Annotated in this window: 23 protein-coding genes; 8 read left to right on the top strand and 15 right to left on the bottom strand. The window is 42.3% G+C overall.

Annotated elements, in window-relative coordinates; all coding sequences use genetic code 11:
• The first annotated feature begins 1 nt into the window (after position 1).
• Both cysC and sat read left to right on the top strand, forming a co-directional pair.
• Positions 2-625 carry an adenylyl-sulfate kinase gene (cysC, locus tag NSQ49_RS00360; RefSeq protein ID WP_159866470.1) on the top strand — a complete coding sequence of 208 codons (624 nt, stop codon included), beginning with the start codon at positions 2-4 and terminating at the stop codon, positions 623-625.
• Positions 622-1,761: a sulfate adenylyltransferase gene (gene sat / locus NSQ49_RS00355; RefSeq protein ID WP_251282986.1), complete on the top strand. Its 1,140-nt coding sequence runs from the start codon at positions 622-624 to the stop codon at positions 1,759-1,761. The genes cysC and sat overlap by 4 nt, the downstream gene beginning before the upstream one ends.
• A 31-nt stretch (positions 1,762-1,792) precedes the next feature.
• On the opposite strand, the gene NSQ49_RS00350 is transcribed toward sat, so the two are convergent.
• Together NSQ49_RS00350 and NSQ49_RS00345 are read right to left on the bottom strand one after the other, a co-directional pair.
• Entirely contained in the window at positions 1,793-2,587 is a 795-nt protein-coding gene (locus NSQ49_RS00350) for a PHP domain-containing protein (RefSeq protein WP_159866464.1), read from the bottom strand.
• The gene (locus NSQ49_RS00345) at positions 2,584-4,320 is read right to left on the bottom strand and encodes a phospho-sugar mutase (RefSeq protein WP_251282985.1); all 1,737 of its coding nucleotides are present in this window, start codon (positions 4,318-4,320) and stop codon (positions 2,584-2,586) included. The genes NSQ49_RS00350 and NSQ49_RS00345 overlap by 4 nt, the downstream gene beginning before the upstream one ends.
• A gap of 419 nt (positions 4,321-4,739) precedes the next feature.
• On the opposite strand from NSQ49_RS00345, the gene NSQ49_RS00340 reads away from it, so the two are divergent.
• Together NSQ49_RS00340 and NSQ49_RS00335 are read left to right on the top strand one after the other, a co-directional pair.
• On the top strand, positions 4,740-5,504 hold the full coding sequence (locus tag NSQ49_RS00340) for a type II toxin-antitoxin system SpoIISA family toxin (RefSeq protein ID WP_159866461.1): 765 nt from the start codon (positions 4,740-4,742) through the stop codon (positions 5,502-5,504).
• On the top strand, positions 5,485-5,664 hold the full coding sequence (locus NSQ49_RS00335; RefSeq protein WP_159866458.1) for a type II toxin-antitoxin system SpoIISB family antitoxin: 180 nt from the start codon (positions 5,485-5,487) through the stop codon (positions 5,662-5,664). Before NSQ49_RS00340 ends, NSQ49_RS00335 begins: the two co-directional genes overlap by 20 nt.
• A gap of 261 nt (positions 5,665-5,925) precedes the next feature.
• On the opposite strand, the gene NSQ49_RS00330 is transcribed toward NSQ49_RS00335, so the two are convergent.
• The 8 genes from NSQ49_RS00330 to NSQ49_RS00295 all read right to left on the bottom strand — a co-directional run bounded on the left by NSQ49_RS00330 (position 5,926) and on the right by NSQ49_RS00295 (position 14,567).
• Positions 5,926-7,296, bottom strand: a complete 1,371-nt coding sequence (locus tag NSQ49_RS00330) for an aldehyde dehydrogenase (protein WP_159866455.1) — start codon at positions 7,294-7,296, stop codon at positions 5,926-5,928.
• Between the two features lie 344 nt (positions 7,297-7,640).
• Complete coding sequence (locus NSQ49_RS00325) at positions 7,641-8,237, bottom strand: flavin reductase family protein (RefSeq protein ID WP_159866452.1); 597 nt, start codon at positions 8,235-8,237, stop codon at positions 7,641-7,643.
• 22 nt (positions 8,238-8,259) lie between these two features.
• Entirely contained in the window at positions 8,260-9,507 is a 1,248-nt protein-coding gene (locus NSQ49_RS00320) for an MFS transporter (RefSeq protein ID WP_159866449.1), read from the bottom strand.
• A gap of 24 nt (positions 9,508-9,531) precedes the next feature.
• Positions 9,532-11,040 carry a sodium:solute symporter family protein gene (locus NSQ49_RS00315; RefSeq protein ID WP_159866446.1) on the bottom strand — a complete coding sequence of 503 codons (1,509 nt, stop codon included), beginning with the start codon at positions 11,038-11,040 and terminating at the stop codon, positions 9,532-9,534.
• Positions 11,037-11,297: a hypothetical protein gene (locus tag NSQ49_RS00310; protein ID WP_159866443.1), complete on the bottom strand. Its 261-nt coding sequence runs from the start codon at positions 11,295-11,297 to the stop codon at positions 11,037-11,039. Before NSQ49_RS00310 ends, NSQ49_RS00315 begins: the two co-directional genes overlap by 4 nt.
• 25 nt (positions 11,298-11,322) lie before the next feature.
• Complete coding sequence (gene leuD / locus NSQ49_RS00305) at positions 11,323-11,928, bottom strand: 3-isopropylmalate dehydratase small subunit (RefSeq protein WP_251282984.1); 606 nt, start codon at positions 11,926-11,928, stop codon at positions 11,323-11,325.
• Positions 11,925-13,352, bottom strand: a complete 1,428-nt coding sequence (gene leuC / locus NSQ49_RS00300; RefSeq protein WP_159866437.1) for a 3-isopropylmalate dehydratase large subunit — start codon at positions 13,350-13,352, stop codon at positions 11,925-11,927. The genes leuD and leuC overlap by 4 nt, the downstream gene beginning before the upstream one ends.
• A gap of 12 nt (positions 13,353-13,364) precedes the next feature.
• Complete coding sequence (locus NSQ49_RS00295; protein WP_159866434.1) at positions 13,365-14,567, bottom strand: CaiB/BaiF CoA transferase family protein; 1,203 nt, start codon at positions 14,565-14,567, stop codon at positions 13,365-13,367.
• Positions 14,568-14,785: 218 nt separating this feature from the next.
• Here NSQ49_RS00295 and NSQ49_RS00290 point away from each other — a divergent pair, with 218 nt between their 5' ends.
• Entirely contained in the window at positions 14,786-15,457 is a 672-nt protein-coding gene (locus NSQ49_RS00290; protein WP_159866431.1) for a GntR family transcriptional regulator, read from the top strand.
• Positions 15,454-16,338 carry a hydroxymethylglutaryl-CoA lyase gene (locus NSQ49_RS00285; RefSeq protein ID WP_159866428.1) on the top strand — a complete coding sequence of 295 codons (885 nt, stop codon included), beginning with the start codon at positions 15,454-15,456 and terminating at the stop codon, positions 16,336-16,338. The genes NSQ49_RS00290 and NSQ49_RS00285 overlap by 4 nt, the downstream gene beginning before the upstream one ends.
• A gap of 73 nt (positions 16,339-16,411) precedes the next feature.
• Here NSQ49_RS00285 and NSQ49_RS00280 read toward each other — a convergent pair whose 3' ends face one another.
• Positions 16,412-17,665: a methyl-accepting chemotaxis protein gene (locus NSQ49_RS00280; protein ID WP_251282983.1), complete on the bottom strand. Its 1,254-nt coding sequence runs from the start codon at positions 17,663-17,665 to the stop codon at positions 16,412-16,414.
• A gap of 208 nt (positions 17,666-17,873) precedes the next feature.
• The gene (locus NSQ49_RS00275) at positions 17,874-19,034 is read right to left on the bottom strand and encodes an MFS transporter (protein WP_251282982.1); all 1,161 of its coding nucleotides are present in this window, start codon (positions 19,032-19,034) and stop codon (positions 17,874-17,876) included.
• Positions 19,035-19,281: 247 nt separating this feature from the next.
• Here NSQ49_RS00275 and NSQ49_RS00270 point away from each other — a divergent pair, with 247 nt between their 5' ends.
• Both NSQ49_RS00270 and NSQ49_RS00265 read left to right on the top strand, forming a co-directional pair.
• Positions 19,282-19,446: a hypothetical protein gene (locus NSQ49_RS00270; protein WP_201306555.1), complete on the top strand. Its 165-nt coding sequence runs from the start codon at positions 19,282-19,284 to the stop codon at positions 19,444-19,446.
• Positions 19,447-19,567: 121 nt separating this feature from the next.
• Entirely contained in the window at positions 19,568-20,593 is a 1,026-nt protein-coding gene (locus NSQ49_RS00265) for a DUF1646 family protein (protein WP_159866419.1), read from the top strand.
• A gap of 90 nt (positions 20,594-20,683) precedes the next feature.
• On the opposite strand, the gene NSQ49_RS00260 is transcribed toward NSQ49_RS00265, so the two are convergent.
• The 3 genes from NSQ49_RS00260 to NSQ49_RS00250 form a co-directional block, all read right to left on the bottom strand.
• Positions 20,684-21,826, bottom strand: coding sequence for a glycerate kinase (locus NSQ49_RS00260; RefSeq protein ID WP_251282981.1), 1,143 nt, complete (start codon positions 21,824-21,826; stop codon positions 20,684-20,686).
• A gap of 264 nt (positions 21,827-22,090) precedes the next feature.
• The gene (locus tag NSQ49_RS00255; RefSeq protein ID WP_159866413.1) at positions 22,091-23,359 is read right to left on the bottom strand and encodes a GntP family permease; all 1,269 of its coding nucleotides are present in this window, start codon (positions 23,357-23,359) and stop codon (positions 22,091-22,093) included.
• 124 nt (positions 23,360-23,483) lie between these two features.
• Positions 23,484-24,584 (bottom strand): sugar diacid recognition domain-containing protein, encoded by a 1,101-nt coding sequence (locus tag NSQ49_RS00250; protein ID WP_251282980.1) that lies wholly within the window; start codon positions 24,582-24,584, stop codon positions 23,484-23,486.
• Between the last annotated feature and the right edge of the window lie 77 nt (positions 24,585-24,661).

Raw genomic sequence — 24,661 nt, 5'->3', positions numbered from 1 at the left:
ATTGGATAACCAGGAAAACAAAAACATTGTCTGGCATGATTCTGTTATTACAAAAGAAGATAGACAAAAGCTTCAAGGACATAGAAGCTTCATGGTTTGGTTTACTGGGCTTTCAGGATCTGGGAAATCAACTATTGCCAATGCTCTCCAGTATGAATTATTTAAAAGAGGAATAAGCGTTTATTTGTTAGATGGAGACAATCTTCGCCATGGCATTAATAAAAACCTGTCTTTTACTGAAAATGACCGAAAGGAAAATATCAGAAGAACTGCCGAAGTAGGAAAGCTTTTTGTCGATGCAGGCATTGTTGTGTTTGCTGCTCTAATTTCTCCTTTTGAACAAGATCGACAGAGCGCAAGAAATATAGTTGGGGCTGATGAATTTATTGAAGTTTATGTAAAATGTCCAATACAAGAGTGTGAATACCGTGATCCAAAAGGCCTTTATAAAAAGGCAAGGAAGGGGGAGATTAAGCAATTTACTGGGATCGATCAGCCCTATGAAGAGCCAATCAATCCGGAAATCACGATTGATACAAGCGAGCTTTCTGTGGATGAAGCGGTGACTGCTCTTCTTAAATATCTTGATAAAAAACTTCCTTTAAAAAGGAGTGAAGAAAAATGACATTAAGTATTCCCCATGGCGGAAAATTAGTTAACCGGATAGATTTAAATTATGATATTACATGTATTAAGTCTGAAATGGATATAGATGCAACAGCCCTCTCTGATCTTGAATTGATTGCGAATGGAGCTTATAGTCCTCTAACTGGATTTCTTGAGCAAAAAGATTATGAGTCTGTGCTCCATCATATGAGGTTATCAAATGGTATCGTTTGGAGTATTCCTATTACTCTTCCTGTCACTGAAGAGTCAGCGGACCGTCTCATAATTGGGGAAAAAATAAAACTGAACTATAATGGCGTATGTTATGGAATATTGGAGCTTAAACAGAAGTATATTCCAGATAAAATGCTTGAATCTCACCTGGTTTACCAAACCTTTGAAACAGCCCATCCTGGAGTAAAAAAACTATTAGAACGTCCAAAAGTATATTTGGCAGGACCGATTTTATTAACGAAGATACCACCAAAAAGCCCGCATTTTGCCCAATATCATAAAACACCACTTGAAACCCGAAAGCAATTTAATGAAAATAACTGGGAAACGGTTGTAGGGTTCCAAACAAGAAATCCTGTTCACCGCGCACATGAGTATATACAAAAAACAGCACTTGAAACCGTGGACGGATTGTTCCTAAACCCCTTAGTAGGCGAAACAAAATCAGATGATATACCTGCCGATATTCGGATGCAAAGCTATGAAGCATTATTAAAGAGTTATTACCCAAGTGATAGAGTGTATTTAGCCGTTTTTCCCGCTGCTATGAGATATGCAGGACCAAAGGAAGCGATCTTCCATGCGCTTGTCCGAAAAAACTATGGCTGTACCCATTTTATTGTTGGCCGGGACCATGCAGGTGTTGGAGATTATTATGGCACATATGACGCACAAAGAATCTTTACGCAATTCAAAGCAGATGAACTGGGCATTACTATCCTGCCATTTGAACACAGCTTTTTTTGCAGAAAATGCGAGAATATGGCTTCAAGTAAAACTTGTCCGCATGGCAAGGAAGACCATCTGCATCTCTCGGGTACAAAGGTAAGGGAAATGTTGAGAAATGGGGTCACCCCTCCTCCGCAATTTACTCGACCTGAAGTAGCTGATATATTAATTAAGGGTTTAAAACAATCATAAAAGGAGCTGTTCAAAATCTGAACAGCTCCTTTTATGGTTTATATCCAAACTCTCCTAAAGCATGCTCTTCAAAGTGATAGTCAGAACCGCCGGTCATTATTTTATTATATTTTTCGGCCAATGTTTTATAACGGTTAGAATCTTCTAATGAATGCTTCCGGTGCCACACTTCAATTCCATCCAGCGAAAGATTTAATAGTTCTTCAACAATTGTATCGTCTCTAATTAGGAGCGGATGTGCAAGGACTGCCAAACCACCTGATTCGTGAATTAACGAAATTCCCTCCTCTGGTGATAATACCATTTTGTCCACAGCACATGGTTTTCCATCAGCCAAATAAAGATCAAATACCTCCTGGACATTTTGTGCATATCCTCTATCTACAACAGCTTTAGCTATATGAGGCCGTGCAATTACGTCACCGTCGCTATGCTGTTTAATATCTTTTTCAGAGATATTTATTCCTAATTCAGCAAATTTCTTCAGGATTAGATGGGCCCGGTTTTCACGATGATCACGTATTTCCTGCAGCGTTTCCTGCAATTGGTTGGATTCCTCTATTCCATATCCAAGAATATCTATATTTTTCCCTTTGTATTTCGTGCTTAATTCTATTCCAGAAATAACATTCAATCCATATTTTTTTCCTGTTTCTACTGCCTCGTTAATGCCCTGCAGCGTATCATGATCAGTGATAGCAATTGATTCGATCCCTTTGGAAACCGCCATTTTCACAATTTCAGCTGGTGAAAGTACTCCATCTGATGCAGTAGTATGCATGTGAAGATCAAAATTCCCTCTCTTAATTATTTCTCTTAAATTCAATTGATTAACAGCTCCTCTACTTTTTGCATTAAACTATATTCGAGTTGTTTTAATATTCTTTCACTCATATCTTTAGTATAACTGTTTACAGAGAAGTAAAATTTTACTTTAGGTTCAGTGCCAGAAGGCCGAATGGAGATCCAGGAATTATCCTTCAGACTAAATTTAATGACATTGGATTTTGGCAGATTAATATACTCTTCATGCCCTGTCAGGAATTGAAGTCTCTTACTTATTTGAAAATCTTCAAATGTGGCAACCTTAACACCAGCTATTTCTTCAGGCGGGTTTTTTCTGAACTCATTAAGAATGCGCGCGATTTTTTCTGTGCCCTCTTTTCCTTTTAAAGTTAGAGATTTAAGGGACTCCTGGTAATACCCGTAACGAGCATATAGTTCATACAAAGCATCAAACAATGTCTTGCCTTTTGATTTATAATAAGCCGCCACTTCTGCAGCAAACACCGCAGCTTGTACAGCATCTTTATCCCTCACAAAATCGCCAATTAAATACCCGTAGCTTTCTTCGTACCCGAATTGAAATAGATACTCTCTATTTCCTTCAAACTCTTTGATTTTTTCGCCAATATATTTAAACCCCGTCAGTGTGTCGATTACTGTTAGGCCAAAATCCTCTGCAATGGCTCTCCCAATATCTGACGTTACGATTGTTTTGATAACCGCACCATTTTTAGGAAGTTTCCCCTGCTTCTCCTTTTGGGATAATAAGTAATGAAGCATTATAGCCCCGAGCTGATTCCCTGATAATATCTCGTAATCTCCGTTTTCATTTTTTGCAGCCACTCCCAATCTGTCTGCATCCGGGTCTGTGGCCATTAAGATATCTGCATCCATTCTCTTTCCGTATTGAATGGCCATTTTAAAGGCTGCATGCTCTTCAGGATTTGGCGATTCTACTGTACTGAAATCAGGATCAGGTTCAGCCTGCTCTGTTACGAGTGTGATGTTAAGAAAGCCAAAGGCTTTCAATCCTTCACAAACAAGTTTTTCAGCTGTTCCATGAAGAGGTGAAAAGACGATTTTTAAGTTCGTGCCTTCTTTTCTGGCAATGTTTTGATCTACTTGTATCGTTTTTAATCTTTCCAGGTATGCATGATCGATTTCTTCCCCTATGAATGTTAGAAGCCCCTTCCTAATCAGGTCTTCTTCATTCATCACCTGAACAGTTAATTCATCTTCCACCCTGTTGATGTAACTCGTAATCTTTTCAGCATCAGAAGGAATGATCTGTCCCCCATCCTCCCCGTATACTTTAAAGCCGTTATATTCAGGCGGATTATGGCTCGCAGTAATCATGATGCCTGCGGATGCATTTAAGTGACGGACGGCAAACGATAATTCAGGTGTGGGTCTCAGCTCCTGGAAAAGATATACCTTTATCCCCTGCATGCCTGCTGTCTTTGCAGCTTCCATTGCAAACTCTGCTGATTGGCGGCGGCAATCATATGCGATCACAATGCCGCGTTTTTTGGCAGTTTCTCCTTTTTTCTCAATATAATCGGCAAGGCCTTTTGCTGCCTTACGGACAGTGTATATATTCATTCTGTTTGTACCCGGTCCCAATTCTCCCCTGATGCCTCCGGTACCAAATTCTAAATCCTTATAGAAGCAATCCTCTAATTTATGCTGGTCCATATTCAACAGTAAGTTCTTTAATTCCGGATCTAAATTTTTTTGGGAAAGCCATTTTTCAGCCTTTGAATTCCAAGTCACGGTTTGGTATTCTCCCTTCTTCAAAATATTCCATTTATTATATGCAGGAGATCGTGGAATGGCTGTCCCATGGCCTATAAGAGTTTTCGCTGTTTTTTAATGTTTATTAAACTGTCAATGATTATCGGGCTTCCTAATGTATTATCAAAAGAGTATCTTCTCGAAAGCTTCTATATTCATTGCCGTAGATGATACTCAGTCGCCAGTGATCATTTGTCCAAATGAGCTCCTGACTTTGCTGTTACTATAGCAGCTTACAAATGAAAATATGATCCAGCAATAATATAGGTATTTACTCATATTTTTCCCCGAGCTTCATTTATTTTCAAATTTCTGACATAATCTCTGTTATAATGAAATTACAAATAAATTCAACAAATTTTCTGAATTTAATTCCATGGATGGACGAGGCGATATTATTGCTGATATTCTTCAAGGTTGCAGTTTGGATTATTGTTGCTTGTCTCGGTTTTTATGTTTTTTCAGTCTGGTTATGGGAAAAGAAAGTAAAAGAAAGAATGTCTGTCATAAGGAAAACCTGGTATATTCTTTATGTGCTTGGTGCCGTTATTTATTGGACCGGCAAACCGGAGTCCATTTTTACTGACTGGCAGAACTATCTGATTGTCGGGGTTATATTTGCCCTTGTTGATGCCTTTATTTTCCTTGGATCCTATCTGAAGAGAGTTGGAAATAATGAACTGGAAACAGATACAAGGGAGCTGCTTGAAGAAAATAGTGATTTGCTGAACTCGCACATGAACAAGCTTAAATCATTTCAATATTTATTGAAAAATGATCCCATAGACATTTATTATGGAAACAAGGAAGCGTATCTTGCCGGCATCGAAAAGCTGCTGGCAGACTTTGCTGAGAAAGTGGATATGAAGATATCCTTATGCAAATACTCTACCGAAGAGGAAAAGGAATATCTTCTTGAGCACTACACCGATAAAGCGCTGATTTATAGCCGCCTGGACCGCCGGGAAGTATATTATGACGCGGAAGAAAAGCTGGCGCTGATCCCGTTTTCCATATTGGAAGATGACTATGTTATTAAACTTACCTCCGACCAATTCGTAACCGAATTCGACTATTTGCTATTCACTTCACTCATATCAATATACGATCTAATGCTCCCTGCCGAACAGGAGGACGAAGACCATGAAGGAACCAGCGGATAAAAAAACAGAGAAACAGGAAATACATGCTAAAAACACGATGAAAACGCTCAAAAAGAAATCACGGGTCAGCCTGCCCGGTTTTGAGGTAAGTCCCCACACTGAAAGGATATTAAATAAGAACAAAAGGCTGATAAGCGTTTATACCAAAACGAAGGCTTAAGCATATTATGTGGCGTGGGAGGAAATTTCTTCCGCGCCCTATTCATGTTCAAATGATGGGGACATATAATAAAGATAAAAAGGGCTGATTCCAATGAAAAAAATGACCAAGAAAGTGAAAAATATTAACTTCCCCTCCTTCTCTGTTTCACCCTACACCAAAAACCTGTCCAAAAAAACAGAGGCCGCTATACAGGATTCAAATAAAGAGTTCAAACCTCCAAAAAATAATGCTTGAAAAAACCGCCTTGCAGGAAGACGGTTATTTTATAAAAAACTTCACCTTTTTTAATGCATTCTTTGTCGTCGGATAACGGAAAGGCAGATCAAATCTGGTGGTTTGTTTCAGTATGCTTTTTTCATGTGAAAACACATCAAAGCTTCCCTTTCCGTGATAAGCGCCAATTCCGCTCTCCCCTACTCCGCCGAAAGGCAGATACGGTGAACTCAAATGATAAACGGTATCGTTAATACATCCCCCACCAAAGGATATGCTGGATAGAATCTGTTTTTGTACTCCTTCGCTTTCTGTGAAAATATAAAGCGCCAAAGGCTTCGGACGTGCGGTCACCTCACCGATCATCATGGACAAGTCCTCGTATTCAAGCACCGGCAGAATCGGTCCGAATATTTCATCCTCCATGACCTTATCATTCCAGGTAATATCACTTAGAACAGTCGGTTCGATGCTTAGTGCGGTTGAATCATACCTTCCCCCGTGAATAACCGTTCCATCGGCCAAAAACTTGCTTAGGCGGCTGAAGTGTTTTTCACTGACGATTCGCGTAAAGCTGCCGGATGCAATCGGATCTTCTCCATAAAGCTCAAGTATGGCCTGTTTTAATTCTTTGAGGAATTCTTCTTTTACTCTGCTGTGGACATAAAGATAATCGGGAGCCACACATGTTTGGCCGGCGTTAATGTATTTTCCCCAGGCAATTCTTTTGGCAGCAAGCTTCAGATTGGCATCTTCATGGATGATGCACGGACTCTTCCCGCCCAGTTCAAGGGTTACAGGTGTAAGGTTTTTCGCTGCGGCTTCCATAATGATCTTTCCAACAGGGACACTGCCTGTGAAGAAAATATAGTCAAGCTTTTCATTTAAAAGCGCCGTACTTGTTTCTGCATCACCTTCAACTGCTGCAATATACTCTTCTGGAAAATGATTGCTGATTAATTTTGACAGCAATGCTGATGTTTGCGGCGTTAATTCTGAAGGCTTCAAAATGGCGCAATTTCCTGCGGCTATCGCTCCAATCAGCGGTGCAATGGCGAGCTGGAAAGGATAATTCCATGGCGCTATTATTAGTGAAACTCCATAAGGCTCGGGGTAGATATAGCTTTTGGAACCGATCTGTGCAATGGTGGATTTTACTTTCCTAGGCTTTGCCCACTTTTTTAAGTGTTTCATTGTAAAGCGGATTTCCTCTAGCAGGATTCCAATCTCTGTCAGGTATGCGTCAAACTCACTTTTATTAAGATCCGCCTTTAAAGCATCCATTAATTCCTGTTCATGCTGCTTTATGACTGAGCGCAGCTTGCTGAGTGCTTCCATTCTGAATGAGACATCCTTTGTTTTACCTTCGGTGAAAAATCTTCTTTGTTTCTGTATGAGATCGCCGTAATTTTCCATGGATACCTCCAAATGGGGTTATTTATGGATATATTATCATTTTGGCGGAGGTAAATACATTAATAGGTATGTATTGATTATAAAAACATTAGGGTGCAAGCTTTACAAATAGATTGGTCCCGCTGTTCCCTCCGAGATGCTCAGCAGAATCCGGAAGATGCGATGAGGGTGCCAAAGATTAATTCCTTTTCAATCTCACGGACCACATCCAGTTTTCTTTCTACTGCCTGCTATCGGTTTGATTCGTCTTTTCATTTCTTAAACCTTTCTATGATGGTGGAATAGCATTTAAATGAAGCTGATCAATAAAAAGAGTGCCGAACGCTGGGTCCGGCACTGGATGATTATCTGGGCAATTTAAAAAATTCCCTGCTTTCAGTATAGTTGCCTGCCAATCTGCCAAGCGGCTGCAGCTTTTCCAGATCCACCTTATAATTCCCAAGGTAGTAATCGTCTTCTATGTGATAATGAACCATTCGGCCTATAACCAGGTGATCACTTCCAAGCTGTATAATTTGTTCAAGTTTACACTCCATATGAATCGGTGCTTGCTTGACTCTTTTAGGCACCACTGAATGGCTTTCTGCAGGCGTAAGTTCTGCTAAAGTAAACTCATTTGCATCACTTGGGAGGTTCTCTGCACTTTTATGCATTTGGTTGCCCAATGGGGCAGGAACCACATTGATGACAAACTCTTTTGTCTTCCGGATGTTGACCAGTGTATCTTTTTCTGTACCTTCGCGGTCACCGACACCAGGACCAATTGAAATACAGAGCATGGGAGGATTCCTGGAGGCTACTGTAAAGAAACTAAAAGGCGCGAGATTCAGGTCTCCTTCCTCCGACACAGTGGATACCCAGGCAATTGGTCTCGGCACAACCGATCCGGTTAATAATTTATAGACATCTTTTTCTCCAAGTTCTGACGGTGTAAATTCCACTTGGAATCACTCCTTTCTTCCGTTAAATGATAATGTTATTCTTTTTATTCATAATAGTTAAAGTGGTCAGCAGGGTAAACACAATAGCCATCATGCCCGTAATTAGCAGCCAGCCTGACGAGAATTGACCGGTCTGATCCACTATAAAACCAAATAGCGGGGGTATGATTATGGCCCCGGCCGACCCCAGTGTTATACTAATTCCGCTTGAGATGCCTGCTTGTTCTTTTGGCACCAATTCACTTGCAAGGTTCATCCAGATGCCATTGAAGCCCGAAGCAGCAAATCCAAACAGAGCCGTAATAGGCGCGATTACCCAAAATGGGGCTGAGCTGATGATAGCCGCTGACGCGCTGGCAAATGCTGTAATAATAGTGATGATCATTAGAATGATAACGCGCCTGCCATCAAACAGCCGGTCACTGATTATACCCCATGCAAGCCTTCCGATCGTTCCGAATACTTCTGATATAACTAAAAGCAATCCGGATAAAATGATTGGAATCTTCAGCTGTTCATACGCAAATAAGACGATATACGTATTTAAGCACATTTGTGTACCATTCAAGCCCATAGCACTGAAGCTGATAAGCATTAATGCTTTATTTTGTACCATCTTGAACATTGATTTGTAAAATTGAAGTAAATTCGTGTCCCTGGTTTTTGCCTGTTCCAGTTCTGGCGGATCACGGTAAAAGTGATAGGAGACAAACCCTCCTGCCAATAAAAGAAGGCAAGCAATCAGCAAGACAAATCTCCATCCGAAAGAGACACTAAGGGGAAGCAGGATCAAGCTTGCCAGAGCCGAACCTGCCGTGATGCCAGTTTGCTTAATTCCCATTGCGGTCCCCCGCTGTTTAAGCGGAAACCAATAAATAATGCCCCTGTTTGTTACCGGATGCATGGATCCATATCCTATACCTCCGATAACAATCAGTAACAGGACAAGCCAAAATTCATGGAGCATACTCATGAAAAGATAACCTAGCCCCATTAAAGCTGATGCCAGAACCAGCAATCTTCGGGATCCTGCCACGTCAGTCAGAAAGCCTGCAGGCACAGAGATAATGGCCTGGCCCAAAAAGAGTGCCGCGGGGAGCATACCGATTTGCGATTTGGTCAAGGAAAGGTCCTCCCCGATTAAAACACCCAGCGGTCCAATGCTTCTGCCGACAAAGGCTACCATCAGCTGTGCGAGCAGAAGAAATAATAGCATTTTCCATGGATTTTCTTTTATGGCAAATTGCTTTTCTGCCAGTGAATTACTCATAATTAATCATCTCTTTTTTGGCTATTAAGCCTTTAAATTGATTGCTGTCATATCTTCCTCCAGAACTGTGCTCTTTGAAACAGCTGGAGCTAATAGAGAACCTGCAATACAGATAAAGAAGTTCAGTCCTAACCCAATAACTCCGCCGTGAATTCCATAGATGGTTTTATAGCCTGTAAGAGTAAGCAATCCTGCTAATATGGCTCCTGCAAGCATTCCCCAGAAGACAGCTTTTCCAGATAAGCGCTTCCAATATAAACCCAGTACAAAAGCCGGGAATACCTGAACAAGCAATTCGAATTTTAAGACGAAAATTTCATAAAGTGTTCCCGGAGGATTCCAGGCAATCCACAGAAGAAAGATGATGGCAATGATTCCGCATACTTTCCCGACCATAACCTTCTTATGTTCAGATGCCTTTGGATTGATAAATTTCCCGTATACGTCATTAGAAAGCATGGATGAAAAGCTGAGCAGAACAGAGTCGGCTGTAGAAATAATAGCAGCAACAATTCCTCCAAAGAAGATGATCATAACCCAATAGTAAAATGGATTAATGGCGGCAATCTCATTGGCCATCAGACCTACTAGCTGTTCAGATCCTGTCTTATCCAGCCCCGGAAAAAGCATGATTCCAATAATCCCTACCATAAATACAAGACCCGTTGTAATGGGCGGCATCCATGCCATGCGGGCAAAGGATTTTTTCAGTGTTTTCTCGCTTTGTGCTGAATATATTCTTTGAACAGCATGCGGATAAATACTTGCACCAAGTCCAACAAGCAGGAGCATACTCAGCCAGTTGATATTCACTTCCATTGGAGGAACCGCCGTTTTTGCAGGCTCCATTTGCGCAACATAGCTGGTAACCTCTGAGAAACTTCCGCCTACCAGGTATAATCCACCGATAAGGAAGACAATGATTCCTATCATAAGAACAATGCCTTGCATAACGTCTGTAAAAGCAACTGCCTTCATTCCGCCCATCCACTCATAGGCAAGCATAACAGCTACAAAAACGATAACAGCGATTTGGTAAGGGATCGTGCCGCCTGTCATTCCTGACACAGCCTGGCCAATTGCAACAAGCTGTTCTAAAAGATAGTTTCCAAGCCCCCAAAGCATGAGAAAAATACTAAGCAGTGTGACTGCCTTAGATTTAAAGCGGTGATCTATCCAGTCAGTAGGTGTAACAAAGTTTCTTTTTTTTGCAATCACATATAATCTTGGAGCAAACAGTAAGTAGATTCCTATAATAATTGTCATGAACGATATGGACTGAATCCATGAAAAACCTGTCCGATAAGCTGTCGGTGCATAGCCGACAATGGTATTTCCGCTATATTGCGTCGCATACAGGGTGAAAAAGAGTGCAATGAAACCGAGGTTCCTTCCGGCAAGGTAGTACCCTGAAAGACTGTGATGAAGGTTTTTCTCGCCTCTACCGGAAAGGTAACCAATTAGAAGCATGATTATGGCAAAGGCTGATAATATAATGATTCCATCTGTGCCTGCAAATGCTAAATCATTCATGCTTTATCCCCCCTTGCTTTTTCGGCTTCTTCCTGGTCCTCTACGATATTCCATTCATTTACACAAAGCCAGCTTAAATAACCGCACATGATGATTGAAAAAGCTGTCGAGATAAATGCCCATAACGGAAACCCGAGAATATAGGGTTCTGCTGCCGCATCAGGAAAATACCAGGGTACTACGCCAAGTGTTATGATGACGAGGACTATCCAAATCCATTTTTTTCGAATAGGTTCTTTTATCGATCTGTTTTCCATATGGCTTCCTCCCTTTTATTGGAATTTAAACTTCCAGCTTATAGAAAATCTTATGTGCCGATTCAAAGGAGTCTATTAATTCAGCTGATTCCAGAGTTGCTCCGATTTCATCCAGCCCTTTCAGCAGCTGATCTTTCCGATAAGAAACGATTTCAAATTCGACCATATAGCCGAAAGAGTCTTCGATTCTTTGATTCTCTAAATCCACCCTCAGCTGATAACCAGGTGATTCCCTGCTTTTTTGAAACAGAATTTCAATATCCCTTTCAGGCAGAACTATTGGCAGGATGCCATTTTTAAAGCAATTATTATAAAAAATATCGGCGAATGATGGTGCGAGGATCACTCTAATCCCATATTCTGCAATGGCCCATGGTGCATGCTCTCTGGATGAACCACAGCCAAAGTTTTTCCTGGCCAGCAGAATGGGCGCTTTACTGTAAGGTTCCTGATTTAGAATGAAATCCTGTCTTTCCCTGCCATTTTCGTATCGCCATTCGTAGAAGAGGAATTCTCCAAACCCAGTCCTTTCAATTCTTTTTAAAAACTGTTTTGGAATAATAGCATCTGTGTCAACATTTGCAGCATCAAGCGGAGCAACTATGCCAGTAAATCTGTTAAAAGACTTCATTGTACACTGACCTCCTTGCTATTCTTAACAGGCCACTCCCTTACATCTATGAACCGGCCGGCAATCGCTGCAGCAGCAGCCATTTCAGGACTGACCAAATGGGTCCTCGCATTTCTTCCCTGCCTGCCTTCAAAGTTTCGGTTAGAGGTCGATGCACAGCGTTCTTCCGGAAGAACCAAGTCCTCATTCATACCGAGGCACATGCTGCAGCCCGCTTCTCTCCATTGAAAACCGGCATTGATAAAAATCTGGTTGAGTCCCTCAGCTTCTGCCTGCATTTTTACAAGCTGTGAACCAGGAACAACTAGTGCTTCTACCTTTTCAGCAACTTTGTAACCGTTTACGATTTTGGCCGCTTTTCGGAGATCTTCTATTCGGCTGTTCGTGCAGGAGCCGATGAACACTTTATTGATTTTTATTTCTGTGATGGGTGTTCCTGGCTGAAGGTCCATGTACTTCAATGCTTTTTTAGCTGGTCCTATTTGATCTGCCGGCAAATCTTCCAACAGCGGAATATCTTCTGTAATCCCTGCTGACTGGCCTGGATTTGTACCCCAGGTAACCTGCGGGATTACTTCAGCTGCATTAAAGTCAGCAGTCAGATCAAACTCGGCATCTTCATCTGAAAAATATTGTTTCCATTCTGCGAGTGCCTCTTCCCACTCCACTCCATCAGGTACAGCTTGTTTCCCTTTCAAATAATGGAAGGTTTTTTCGTCAGGCTGAATCAATCCCGCTCTTGCTCCCATTTCAATGCTCATATTGCATATGGTCATTCGCTCTTCCATTGTTAAATTTCGAATCGCTTCACCGCGGTACTCCACAACATAGCCTGTTGCAAAATCATGGCCATATTTGCCAATGATTGATAGGATCAAATCTTTAGCTGTCGATCCTTGCGGCAAATTGCCCTGTATATTTATGGCTAATGTTTTGGATTTAAATTGCTTTAATGTCTGGGTAGCCAGAACATGTTCTACTTCACTTGTGCCAATGCCAAAGGCCAGTGCGCCAAAAGCTCCATGTGTAGATGTATGGCTGTCTCCGCAAACAATGGTCATCCCGGGCTGAGTTAAGCCAAGCTCCGGTGCAATAACATGTACAATTCCCTGATAGCGGCTTTCCAGGTCAAAAAGCTGTATGCCGAACTCGCTGCAGTTTTTTGCGAGAGCGTCGACTTGTTTTTTGGCGATTGGGTCATTAAAAGGAAGAGATCGAACGGTTGTTGGAATGCTGTGATCCATAGTAGCTACCGTCAAATCCGGCCTTCTCACCTTACGATTCTTAATTCTTAAGCCTTCAAATGCCTGAGGTGATGTGACTTCATGTACTAAATGCAGATCAATGTATAAAATAGAAGGCTTATTCTGTTCCTCTACGACTGTGTGCTTATCCCATATTTTTTCATAAAGAGTCCGCCCCATAATGAAGCCCTCCTAAATGATATTTTTTTTCTTCAATTCTTCTAATCTATCTTCATCGAAACCAAGAAGGCCTGCGTATATATCATCATTATGCTTACCCATTACTTCAGGACCGGCATGCTTCACTTCTCCTGGTGTTCTGCTTAATTTTGGAACAATTCCGGGCATCGGAAATTCCCCCAGCTGAGGATGATCAACATTAATGATCATGTCGCGTTCTTTATAATGCGGATCTTCCAGGATGTCTTTGGCTGAATAGATCAGGCCAGATGGCACTCCTTTATCTTCAAGGATTTTAAGAGCTTCTTTAGCAGGTAGAGTCTTTGTCCATTCTTCAATCATCGAGTCCAGAAGCTTCATATTCTCCCCTCTGGCATGGTGTGTTGAAAATCTCGGGTCATCCGCCAATTCCGGCTGCTCCATTGCCTCGCATAATCTTCTAAAAACTCCATCCGCATTGGCGCCGATCACAATATAGGTTTTATCCTGTGTAAAATAAATATTGGATGGAGCCACACCTGGAAGGATGTTGCCCATCCTTTCCCTTATGTATCCTGCTAAGAGATAATCCGGAATTATGCTTTCCATCACGGAGAATACAGATTCATAGAGGGCTGTATCGACTACCTGTCCCTTTCCTGAACGCTCCCTCTCATGTAAAGCAACCAGGCACCCAATTGTAGCAAAGAGTGCTGCCAATGTATCACCAATTGATACACCAATTCGTGATGGCGGCCTGTCTGGGAAACCGGTTACATTTCTTAGCCCGCCCATTGCTTCGCCCACACTGCCAAAGCCGGCACGATGCTTATAAGGCCCTGTCTGTCCATAACCCGAAGTACGGACCATAATCAATTTGGGGTTTATTTCCGACAATGTTGCATAGGAAAGATTCCATTTTTCCATTGTGCCCGGGCGGAAATTCTCAATGATTACATCAGCTTCTTTTACAAGTTCTCTTAAAACCTGCTGTCCTTCTTCTTCCCGCAGGTTTAATGTGATAGATTTTTTATTTCGTGATTGAATAGGCCACCAAAGCCCAACGCCATCCTTTGACTTCCCCCAGTTTCTCATGGGATCTGATTTTCCTGGAGGCTCGACCTTGATGATTTCAGCACCAAAATCACCAAGGAGACGTCCAGAAAATGGTCCGGCTAATAGTGTACCAAGCTCAATAACTCTAATATCCTCCAATGGAAGCTGTTTTTCTGACATGTGATTCCCTCCTGTTATTTCTTGAATGCACTTTAATACTTGAATTTTCGTAATCTTGTATACAAATCTAATCGTTTGTATACAATAAGTCAATGAGAATTTTAAAATTTTTCTGAATTTAGTAGAAAAGCCTTTATTTAATACATTAAGCCAAAAGTTTTCAGAATATTTGTTGTAATATTTTACCCGTTTGTATACAATAAAGCCGAGGTGTTGATATGGATGCATACGAATTTATTAAGGATGCCATTATCGAAGGTAAATTTGTCCCAGGCATGCGTCTTGCTGAAGAGTCATTGGCCAAGGAAATGAAACTTAGCCGCACTCCCATTAGAGAGGCCATAAGACAGCTTGAAGCGGAAGGTCTGGTCATTCCTCTTAAACGCGGGGTCAGCGTAAGACATTTTACGAAAGATGATATAAGGCAAATCTATGACCTGCGCACTCTGCTTGAAGGGTACGCTGCCAGTCAGGCTGCCATACACCGGACAGATAGTGATCTAGTGGAAATGGAAAAAGCCAATATTTTATATGAAGAAGCTATTAGCCAGCATGTGGAATCCGATATGGATAGTCTGAAAGATATTGTTAGAGTAAACCAGAAATTTCATGAAGCCATAGTTACGGCTTCCAAAAATGAGCATATTCATTTCCATATTTCCAAGGTTGTGGTTGTTCCGATCGTGTTCCGGTCCTTCTATTGGTATAACAGCTTTCAGCTTAAACAATCTCTTGAGGTACATAAAACCATCCTGGAAGCGATTAAAAATCGGGAACCTGAACGTGCCCGAATTGGAATGCACGAACATATCTACCAGGGTCGTGATCATGTATTAAAGCATTTGGAGCAAATCAAAAATATTCATCTGCTGAAGGAGGAAGGAAAATGATTGAAATTTGTGAAGTCGGCCCCCGGGATGGGTTGCAGAATGAATGCAAAAGGGTCTCAACCAGTTCAAAAGTTGAATTGATTACAAAGTTACTTGATTCCGGCATTCGCAATATTGAAGCTGTTTCTTTTGTCAATCCGAAGGTTGTTCCCCAGATGGCAGATGCAGAAGAAGTCCTGCACTCACTGCCTAAAAGAAGTGGGGTCAGATATGGGGGCCTCGTTTTAAGCCGATCCGGGCTGGAACGTGCCCTAAAGACAGATGTGAATTTTCTTCATGTTGTAACCACTACAAGTGATTCATTCAATTTACGAAATGCAAAAAGGACTGTCGAGCAGGCTGTAGAAGAGCTTTGTGTGGTCATACAAGAAGGCGCCGCTGCCGGCAAAGGTGTGGCGGGAGTATTAGGGACCTCATTTGGATGTCCGTTTGAAGGAGAAGTTCCATTAGAAAACGTATTGAAAACAGCAGAGAGATTTATGGAAGCCGGCTGTACAGAGATCACCCTGGCAGATACTACGGGCATGGCGAATCCTATACAGGTTAAGAAGCTTGCAGATTCATTTTTTTCTGCGTTTGGAGGAGATCTTTCACTTGGTCTTCACTTCCATAATACCCGGGGATTGGGATTGGCAAATGTATTGGCTGGATATCAGGCAGGTGTACGCCGCTTTGATTCCTCCATTGCCGGACTTGGCGGATGTCCATTCGCACCTAAAGCAGTCGGAAATGTTTGTACAGAAGATATGATCAATATGTTCCATGAAATGGGTGTGAAAACTGGGACTGATCTTCCTTCCGTCCTCGAAACAGCCAGGTGGATGGAAACAGTGATGGAACGGCCGCTCGATGGGATGTTAATGAAAGCGGGAATAGCTTAATTACGGGGAAAGCCATCTGTGGGATGGCTTTTTTGTTTGATGAATAAAAGTTTAGGTTTTTAAAACCTAAGCTCTATACTTTAAACCTGCTGATCAGCCCTTTTAAATCCTCGGCCATGCCCGTAAGGCGGTCAGCAGATAGTGATATTTCCTCCATTGATGCAGCCTGTTCTTCAGTCGATGCCAGTACACTTTGTGTGGCCATGGCAGATTCATTAGCCACATGGGTTATCTCATCCATGGACTGGACCATTTGCTGGGAACCGGCAGACATTTGCTGAATGGCTGAAGCGACTTCGTGCATTTGATTGGTCACCATGCTGACAGACTGACGGATTTGCTTGAAAGAATCCCCTGCCCCCTTCATGACTTCCATGCCTTCTGTTACTTCATGGTTTACCGTATCCATGGTTTGGACAACCTGATGGGTTTCTTCCTGAATTTTGGAGATCAGCTGGCTGATCTGAAGGGTGGATTCCGCCGATTTTTCGGCGAGATTTCTAACCTCGTTCGCTACCACAGCAAAGCCTTTGCCCTGTTCCCCTGCACGGGCAGCTTCAATGGCAGCATTTAATGCAAGCAGGTTGGTTTGAGCGGCAATTCCTGAGATCACTTCAATAATCTTCCCAATCTCTTGTGAACGCTGGCCAAGTCCTTTTACCACCCTTGATAAATCCTGTACATTTACATGAATCGAATTCATTTGGCAGCCTGCTGTTGAAATGGATGCATCGCCATGAATGGCTTTTTCCAAAGAATCATTGATTTGGTCTGTCACATGTTCTGAGTTTGCCGCCACCTGTGTCAGGGTTTCAGACATCTGCATAATGACATTGGAAGCTGTTCCGACTCCTTTGACCTGATTGTCGGCACCAGCTGCAACCGCCTCAATCACTTCAGCAATATGGTTTGTGGCCATATTTGTCTGCTGGGCGCCTGATGAAAGCTGCTGTGCGTATTGTGTGACTTCGTCTGAAGCCAGAACCACTTTATTCAGCACCTTCTGCCAAGCAGAGGCGGTATGATTCAGTGCTGAAGCTATAGAACCAAGCTGCCCCACTGATTTTTCATCCAGTCTCGCAGACATATTTCCATCTGCAAGTTCTTCGATAAACCTATTAATTTTGCTGATGGGTGCTATAAATTTACGGTAATTCATGAATGCGGATAATATTCCCGCCAGCGAACCAAGAATGAAAATAAATCCAGAGGTGGTCCAAAAAGCTCGGCCATCAAGCCCATTGCCAACACATACGGCAATGCTGATGACCAATACGGCAGGAATAATAACGATTAAAGTACGAAGAATATAGCTAAGCTGACTCATGAAATAGACTCCTTTATTATTATTTCATAATAATTAATTCCTTTTTCCCCCTCTATAATCATGTAATATCAAGAGACAAATTGATTATATTAGAAAAATGGAAGATATATCAATATATTTTGAGGATTTATTTTTAAAATAATTTAAATAGTCAGGCATTTAATGCTAAAAAAATGCCCGCCTCCATAGAAGCCGGCATATACAAAATTTATTCTGCTGCAGCAGTCCTTGTCACTTTTTTTGCCATGGAAAGGGCTGCTGTACCAAGAGCCAAGATAATAAAAATACTTCCTGCAGCTGCATTGTATTCAACGGAGGTTGTCTCAATCATGATTCCACCGATCATGCTGCCAAATGCCATTCCCATGTGAACTGCTGAGTTGTTCAATGTCTGCTGAATATCAGACGTTTCAGGTGTTACTTCAATTAAGTAGCTGTGTATAGCGGGTGTGACCGCCCAGCTGAGCATGCTCCAAATAACTACTGTGACAAGGAAAACCGGAAGGGAAAAAGCGGCAAAAGGCAATGCGAAAAGAGTTATTCCAAACATGGCAACCAGCGTTAGAATGACTGATTTTGCACCAAATCGATCTGCCAGGTGACCACCCAGGCCCCCTCCGATCACCGCTGCGATCCCGAAAATCAGGTACACGATACTGACCCAGTTACCATCAAGACCCATCTTCATCTTCAAGAAAGGTGTCAGGTATCCGTAAAAAGCCAAGTGGCCGGTCATTAATAAAAAGGATGTTATCTGTATCAGGGCTATTTTCCTGCTTTTCAGCGTTTTAAGCTGAACGCCAATCGGCACAGCTGGCTTTGGAGCAACCTTTCCCAGAAAGAAGTAAACCCCGGCCATTGACAAGAGTGTCAGTGCTGAAATCAGCACGAATGGGGCTCGCCAGCCAAAAGCATTTCCAAGCATTAATCCAATGGGAACTCCAAGTACAAGTGATGCACTGATTCCCATAAAAACGATACCGATCGCACGTGCACGATATTCTTCTGAAACGATGTAAGAAGCCATTGTCATGCATAACGCAATGAGCAATGAGCCGCTTGCTGCCGACAAAATCCGGCCGACTAATAAAACACCATAAAACGGGCTGAATACAGCCACAATATTACCTGCCAAAAATACAGCTAATGAAATCATCATTAAACGGCTGCGTTCCATTTTCACTGTGAGTGTAAGCAAAACAGGTGCCGCGATAGCAAAAGCGAGCGAGAATACGGTAATTAACAGCCCTGCCTGCCCCAGACCGACATCAAGATCTAAAGCAACAAGATCAAGCAGCCCGCCTATAATCAATTCCACCATTCCAACAACAAATGAGATGATTGCCAATAAATAGATGCGTTTATCCAACCTGAACTTCCTCTCCAGTAACCTAGCGAATATGTTAATTTCAATAAAATAACATCTTAACATACCTGACCGTGTACGCTCAAAGGATTGAATAGTCTAAAAACAATAAATGTTATTTTGTAAATAATATTTATTGTTTGGGGAAAAATAAGAATACCTCCCTAAGACAACTTCCAGAAATTACATGTTTGAATATAACAGTAAAATAGGAATGTAAATAACAAATACTGTAAAGGAGTTGATTCATTTGTTGGACAATCAAGCAAAAAAAGGGCATAATTTATCCCCGCTTAATCCGCCTGTAATTGAAGAAATACAGACTGCCGGTACAACTCCTAATGACACAAATGCCATCAAAAATATGGAACCTGAATTTGATCTGACTGGAACTGTATTAAACGACTATAATTAATAGATAATCCCTGCGGGTCTCTTAGCAGGGATTTTTTATGGCAAGTTTGTCCTAGGGGACGCATATGCATGTAATATTCCTTGTTTATCAGCTTGGAAAATAACCTAATGGAGAAGGATTCATGATTTATTTATTAATGGTTATTTTCATTATTGTACTTGTCATGCCTTTTCTTTCTGAGTTTGTGGAAAAAAACCTGGAGATGTTCTTATTTGTAATGGGACTTTCAGCAGCTTTGGCAAGCGGAGTCCTGAATGCCGGTCTTTTTGTACAAGCGGCACAGGAGCCAGTTAAAATTACGCTTGCGGTGTTTATTGCGGGCCTCTTGTTTAAATGGTTTCAGACAAATCTGGAAAAAAGCATCCTTTCAGTAAGCAGGCGCATGCCGTTTCGAATGTTTGCAGCTTTGATTGTCATTTTCCTTGGATTAGTTTCAAGTGTCATTACCGCGATAATCGCTGCGCTGGTACTTGTGCTAATTATCAGTGCCCTAAGGCTGGACAGGGCTTCTGAAGTCAGATTGACGATACTCGCCTGCTTTTCGATTGGCCTTGGCGCTGCATTGACGCCTATTGGCGAACCACTTTCCACCATTGCAATCAGTAAAATGAAAGAAAACTTTTTCTTTCTAATTGAATTAGTTGGACCGCAAATCCTGATTGCCCTCGTATTTTTTGGAGTAATGGCAGCAATCGCAGTTAAGCCGCCTGTTTCGGGAAGAGCATCGTTTAGCAAGAAGCCTGCTAGTGAAAGCTTTGAAGAAATTTTTGTCAGAGCTTTGAAGATTTATTTCTTTGTCATGGGCCTTACAATGCTTGGTGCCGGTTTCGAACCGCTGATCAACCACTTTTTAATTGGTATGAATCCGCTTCTGCTCTATTGGATCAATATGATTTCAGCTGTACTGGACAACGCAACGCTTGCCGCTGCTGAAATCAGTCCATCGATGGATCATTTTACAGTGGAATCAATTCTGCTTGGACTCCTGATCAGCGGCGGAATGCTGATCCCAGGGAATATTCCCAATATCATTGCTGCGGGAAAATTGCAGATTACGAGTAAAGAATGGGCCGTATTCGGAGTTCCTTTTGGGCTGGTCACTATGATTGGTTATTTTGTGTTTATTTTATTTTCTGGGATTGGATAAGGGCTGCTTGCAGTCCTTTTTTGTTTTGGTTACTTAGTTTACATAACATTATTATAATTCACTTAAAAAGAAGCTGCATTTTCCAGCTTCTCATTTAATACTCCTATTCATTTTTATAATGGCAGCTATGTTCCTCGCTGATCTTTCCATATATACCCCTGCATCCTTAAAGGCATCTGGCAGCGAAATAACTCCTGGAACAATACTGAATAGTGCTTCGATTCCATGCTCATGGACGATATGACTGTCGTCAGTTAATGAACCTGCAAGACCAATGACAGGTATTCCATGTTTCTTGGCTGCTTTCGCTACCCCAATCGGCGTTTTCCCAAAAATCGTCTGGCTGTCAATTCTTCCTTCGCCAGTGATGACAAGGTCGGCATCTTTTACTTCTTCCTCAAAGTTAACCGCTTCAAGGACGATATCAATTCCTCTTTTTAAATCAGTATTCAAGAATGCTAGCAAAGTTCCGCCAACCCCTCCAGCAGCGCCTGCCCCCTCAATATCCCGGAACGGTTTGCCAAGTTCGTGTTCAACCACATCTGCAAAGTGGCCCAGATTCTGATCCAGCAGCCCAACCATTTCAGGAGTGGCCCCTTTTTGCGGACCAAAGATAGCGGAAGCACCTCTTGGACCAGTTAATGGGTTATCAACGTCACAGGCCACTTCAATATGGACATCCTGAAGCCTTGAGTCGAGGTTTGACATGTCAATGGATGACAGCTCAGCAAGCGACCCTCCGCCCGGGCCGATTTCGGTGCCAGTTTTGTCAAGAAGCTTTCCCCCTAATGCCTGAATCATCCCAGCTCCAGCATCATTTGTTGCACTGCCCCCAATTCCAATAATGATGTGCTGAACTCCTGTATCTATTGCTGCAGCGATTAATTCACCTGTTCCCCTCGTTGAAGTCAGCAAGGGGTTCCGTTTTTCTGTGGGAACTAAATGCAAGCCAGAAGCAGCAGCCATCTCAATGACAGCTGTCTTTCCATCCCCCATCAGGCCGAAGAAAGCTTTTGCCGGCTCTCCAAGCGGACCAGTGACCGTACACTCTATAATTTTTCCTCCAGTTGCATCTGCCAGCGATTGAACCGTTCCCTCTCCGCCATCCGCCATGGGCAGTTTTTTGTATTGCGCATCTGGAAAAATCGCTTTAAATCCTCGCTCAATGGCATTCGCTGCCTCAAGTGCAGACAAACTTTCCTTAAATGAATCTGGTGCGATGACGACTTTCATGCTTGACCTCTCCCCTTTTTGTTATTTCGGTATTTTGATTTGCTTTTTTTTGATGAGTGGTATTTTTTTTAGCTTTGACGCCGCTTGTTTTGGCTTTTTTCCAATAAAAGGTATCTATCTTGTATTTAGACGGAGGTTGTTTTCTTTCGCCCAATTAATGGTAGGTGTCTATCTTTTAGTTCCGCAGCTTAATTACAATTAGCCTGATTAGGTGTATTCGGGCGATGTCCAGTAAATCCACATTTACCGGACATCACTCGTGCATTACCCAAATATCTGAAAAACCCCAAATATCAAAGTTGAAATGACGGCAAGTATGAGACCAATTAGCGACTCATATGGCATTAGCTTTAAGCGTTCTTTCATGTCCATATTCACACTTCCTGCGGTCGCATGGAAAAAGCTTCCGTGCGGCAGATGGTCGAGTACGGTTGCCCCTGCGTGAATCATGGCGGCACCTGCCAATGCTGAAATGCCCAATCCTAAGATCGTGCTGCCGAAGACACCGCTTGCGACGGCGGTCCCGGCTGTTGTGGATGCTGTTGCAGCAGACATGAAAATACCTGAAACCGGCGCCAGCAGATATGCTGGCAGACCTGAAGATGTTAACGCATTAATGATTACATCTTTTAAGCTTGAGTTTGCGATGATTCCAGCCAATGTCCCTGTCCCAAGAAGCATAATGGCGACGCCTGACATTTTATTTAAGCCGGAAATAGCATATTCATTGATTTTCCTCGTCTTTTTCATCGCAATAGCCCCGATGATTCCTCCGGCCGGCAGTGCGATCATCGGATCAATGCTGATATCCAATAAAGGACGCAGGGCCAATAAAATGATTGTTACAAGTGGCGCGACCATGGAAGTGATAAATAATGGCAGCTTTGTCTGGCTGTCCACTTCTACTTCCCCATCAGAAATTGCAGAACCTTTATTGACCAATTTTTTAGCAATGATATAGGTGACTGCCAGTCCAAAGATAGCCGGGATGATTCCAGCGGCCATGACCGATGTAAGGGGAACACCAAAAGCATCTGAAGCAGCAATGGCATTTGGATTAGGGGACATGATGTTTCCTGCTTTCCCTCCGCCAATCATCGCCAGCAAAATGGCTGTTTTGGACAGTTTCGCTCTTTTGGCAATCGCCAGGGCAATCGGTGATACAGTGATGACGGCTACATCAACAAATACACCGACAGTTGTCAGGATCATTGTTGCCACCGCTAAGGCTAGAAGCGCCCGGGTCTCTCCGAATTTTTTTACAATGGTTTCGGCAATGGAGGAAGCGGCGCCAGATTCAATCAGGACACCGGCTAATATGCCGGCAGCAAGGATTCTGAGCACCGCCGGTATGATATCCTTGGCTCCTTCCATCATTAAATTCACCGTGTTCGTGATATCTGCTCCGCCGACTAAGCCGCCTATTAAAGCACCTGCGACCATTCCGTACGCGGGCGGAACTTTTTTCAAGATTAATAGTATGGCAATGACTAAGGCTGTTACAGCTCCTAAAGCGCTTACAGTTACATCCATTATGAGTCCTCCCGTGATGTTTGCTTATGTATCTATTGTAAGCGTTTGCGCGGTCTGAATCATTGGGAATGCTGATGAAAATAAACGGTTAAAATATTATAATGATTGTGCAACTGCACAATCATTAATGCCTTTTAATTAATTTGGCAACATATAATTCAAACATCATCTTTACATTCCGCGGATCCTTTCCAGTTAATTCAGTTATCTTATCCAGGCGGTATCTTAAGGTGTTGCGGTGGATGTATAATCGGTCTGCGGTTTTGCCAAGATCCCCGCCTTCTTTCATGAAGACATCCAGTGTTTGAGCCATTTCACCCTTTTTGTCCTGTTTCCTGAGCCGGTCATAGAAGGACAGGGTGTCCGTTTCCTTTAAAGATAGCATGGATATTTCAGCTTCGAGCCAGTACTGATCATAACTGTAATAGTCTGCGCCAGGCTGAATATCCGGTCCAATTAGGGTAAGCTGCCGTGCGTGCCGAAAAGATGTTTTCAATCCGTTTGATTTTTCAGAAGTGCTCCCAATTCCAATAACCGCTTTCCTTTTTGATAGGCTGACAATCCTCTTTATAGAGGAGATCAGTTCAGAGCGCCCCCCTGCTTTTAAAATTACGATTTCATTGTTGAACGTTACCCCTGTTAAATCCTGGTTTCCCAACTCAAAATGGATCGTATTGATTAGCTTTTGATAGTCGTTCCCCAGTTCTTCCGGCAGCTTCAGCACAATGGCTGTACGCGGGATATTAAGTTCATATCCCAAAAATCCGGCCCTTTCCTCTAACCAGGATTCATTTATGGACTCTTCAGAAATAAGCAGGTTTACAATTTCGCCCTGAAGACGCTGCTTCCACTGTACTCTTTCCATTAAAAAGGACTGTTCCAAAACGAGTTCAGCTGCCATTTTAACCAGTTCCGCATAATTCCGGATTTGCTCCGGTTCCCCCGTGATGCCGACTACACCGATAATTTGATTGTTAAACTGGATGGGCAGATTGATCCCGGGTTTAGCTCCTTTTAGTCCGGAAGCATTTTTTTCATCAATTTCCACGCTTTCGCCTTTCTTCAGGACCAGCAGAGCGCCGTCATGAACCTGATTGATCCTTTCCTTTTCACCAGATCCGATAATAATGCCTTCTTCATTCATAACATTAATGTTTTTATTAAGAATTTTCATCGTGCGCTCCACTATTTCCTGAGCGAGTTCATAGGATAAAAAATGCACCATTCACGCCGCCTTCCTGATTCATTACTTACAATGTACCATAGTGAATTTGCACAATAAACTAAATAAAACAACCGTGT

Origin of the sequence: Cytobacillus sp. FSL R5-0377, assembly GCF_038004385.1 — a bacterium.
Lineage (GTDB): Bacteria > Bacillota > Bacilli > Bacillales > Cytobacillaceae > Cytobacillus.
Note: the sequence above shows the minus strand (reverse complement) of the source record. Positions and strands in the feature narration are given on the sequence as shown.

Bases quoted from the DNA above. Each gene is read 5' to 3' on its own strand.
- leuC (WP_159866437.1), bottom strand. From the start codon at position 13,352: ATGGGGCGGACTCTTTATGAAAAAATATGGGATAAGCACACAGTCGTA.
- NSQ49_RS00315 (WP_159866446.1), bottom strand. From the start codon at position 11,040: ATGAATGATTTAGCATTTGCAGGCACAGATGGAATCATTATATTATCA.
- NSQ49_RS00335 (WP_159866458.1), top strand. From the start codon at position 5,485: ATGAAGGAACCAGCGGATAAAAAAACAGAGAAACAGGAAATACATGCT.
- NSQ49_RS00285 (WP_159866428.1), top strand. From the start codon at position 15,454: ATGATTGAAATTTGTGAAGTCGGCCCCCGGGATGGGTTGCAGAATGAA.
- NSQ49_RS00310 (WP_159866443.1), bottom strand. From the start codon at position 11,297: ATGGAAAACAGATCGATAAAAGAACCTATTCGAAAAAAATGGATTTGG.
- NSQ49_RS00295 (WP_159866434.1), bottom strand. From the start codon at position 14,567: ATGTCAGAAAAACAGCTTCCATTGGAGGATATTAGAGTTATTGAGCTT.
- NSQ49_RS00250 (WP_251282980.1), bottom strand. From the start codon at position 24,584: ATGGTGCATTTTTTATCCTATGAACTCGCTCAGGAAATAGTGGAGCGC.
- sat (WP_251282986.1), top strand. From the start codon at position 622: ATGACATTAAGTATTCCCCATGGCGGAAAATTAGTTAACCGGATAGAT.
- NSQ49_RS00330 (WP_159866455.1), bottom strand. From the start codon at position 7,296: ATGGAAAATTACGGCGATCTCATACAGAAACAAAGAAGATTTTTCACC.
- NSQ49_RS00265 (WP_159866419.1), top strand. From the start codon at position 19,568: ATGATTTATTTATTAATGGTTATTTTCATTATTGTACTTGTCATGCCT.
- NSQ49_RS00320 (WP_159866449.1), bottom strand. From the start codon at position 9,507: ATGAGTAATTCACTGGCAGAAAAGCAATTTGCCATAAAAGAAAATCCA.
- NSQ49_RS00255 (WP_159866413.1), bottom strand. From the start codon at position 23,359: ATGGATGTAACTGTAAGCGCTTTAGGAGCTGTAACAGCCTTAGTCATT.
- NSQ49_RS00260 (WP_251282981.1), bottom strand. From the start codon at position 21,826: ATGAAAGTCGTCATCGCACCAGATTCATTTAAGGAAAGTTTGTCTGCA.
- NSQ49_RS00290 (WP_159866431.1), top strand. From the start codon at position 14,786: ATGGATGCATACGAATTTATTAAGGATGCCATTATCGAAGGTAAATTT.
- NSQ49_RS00280 (WP_251282983.1), bottom strand. From the start codon at position 17,665: ATGAGTCAGCTTAGCTATATTCTTCGTACTTTAATCGTTATTATTCCT.
- leuD (WP_251282984.1), bottom strand. From the start codon at position 11,928: ATGAAGTCTTTTAACAGATTTACTGGCATAGTTGCTCCGCTTGATGCT.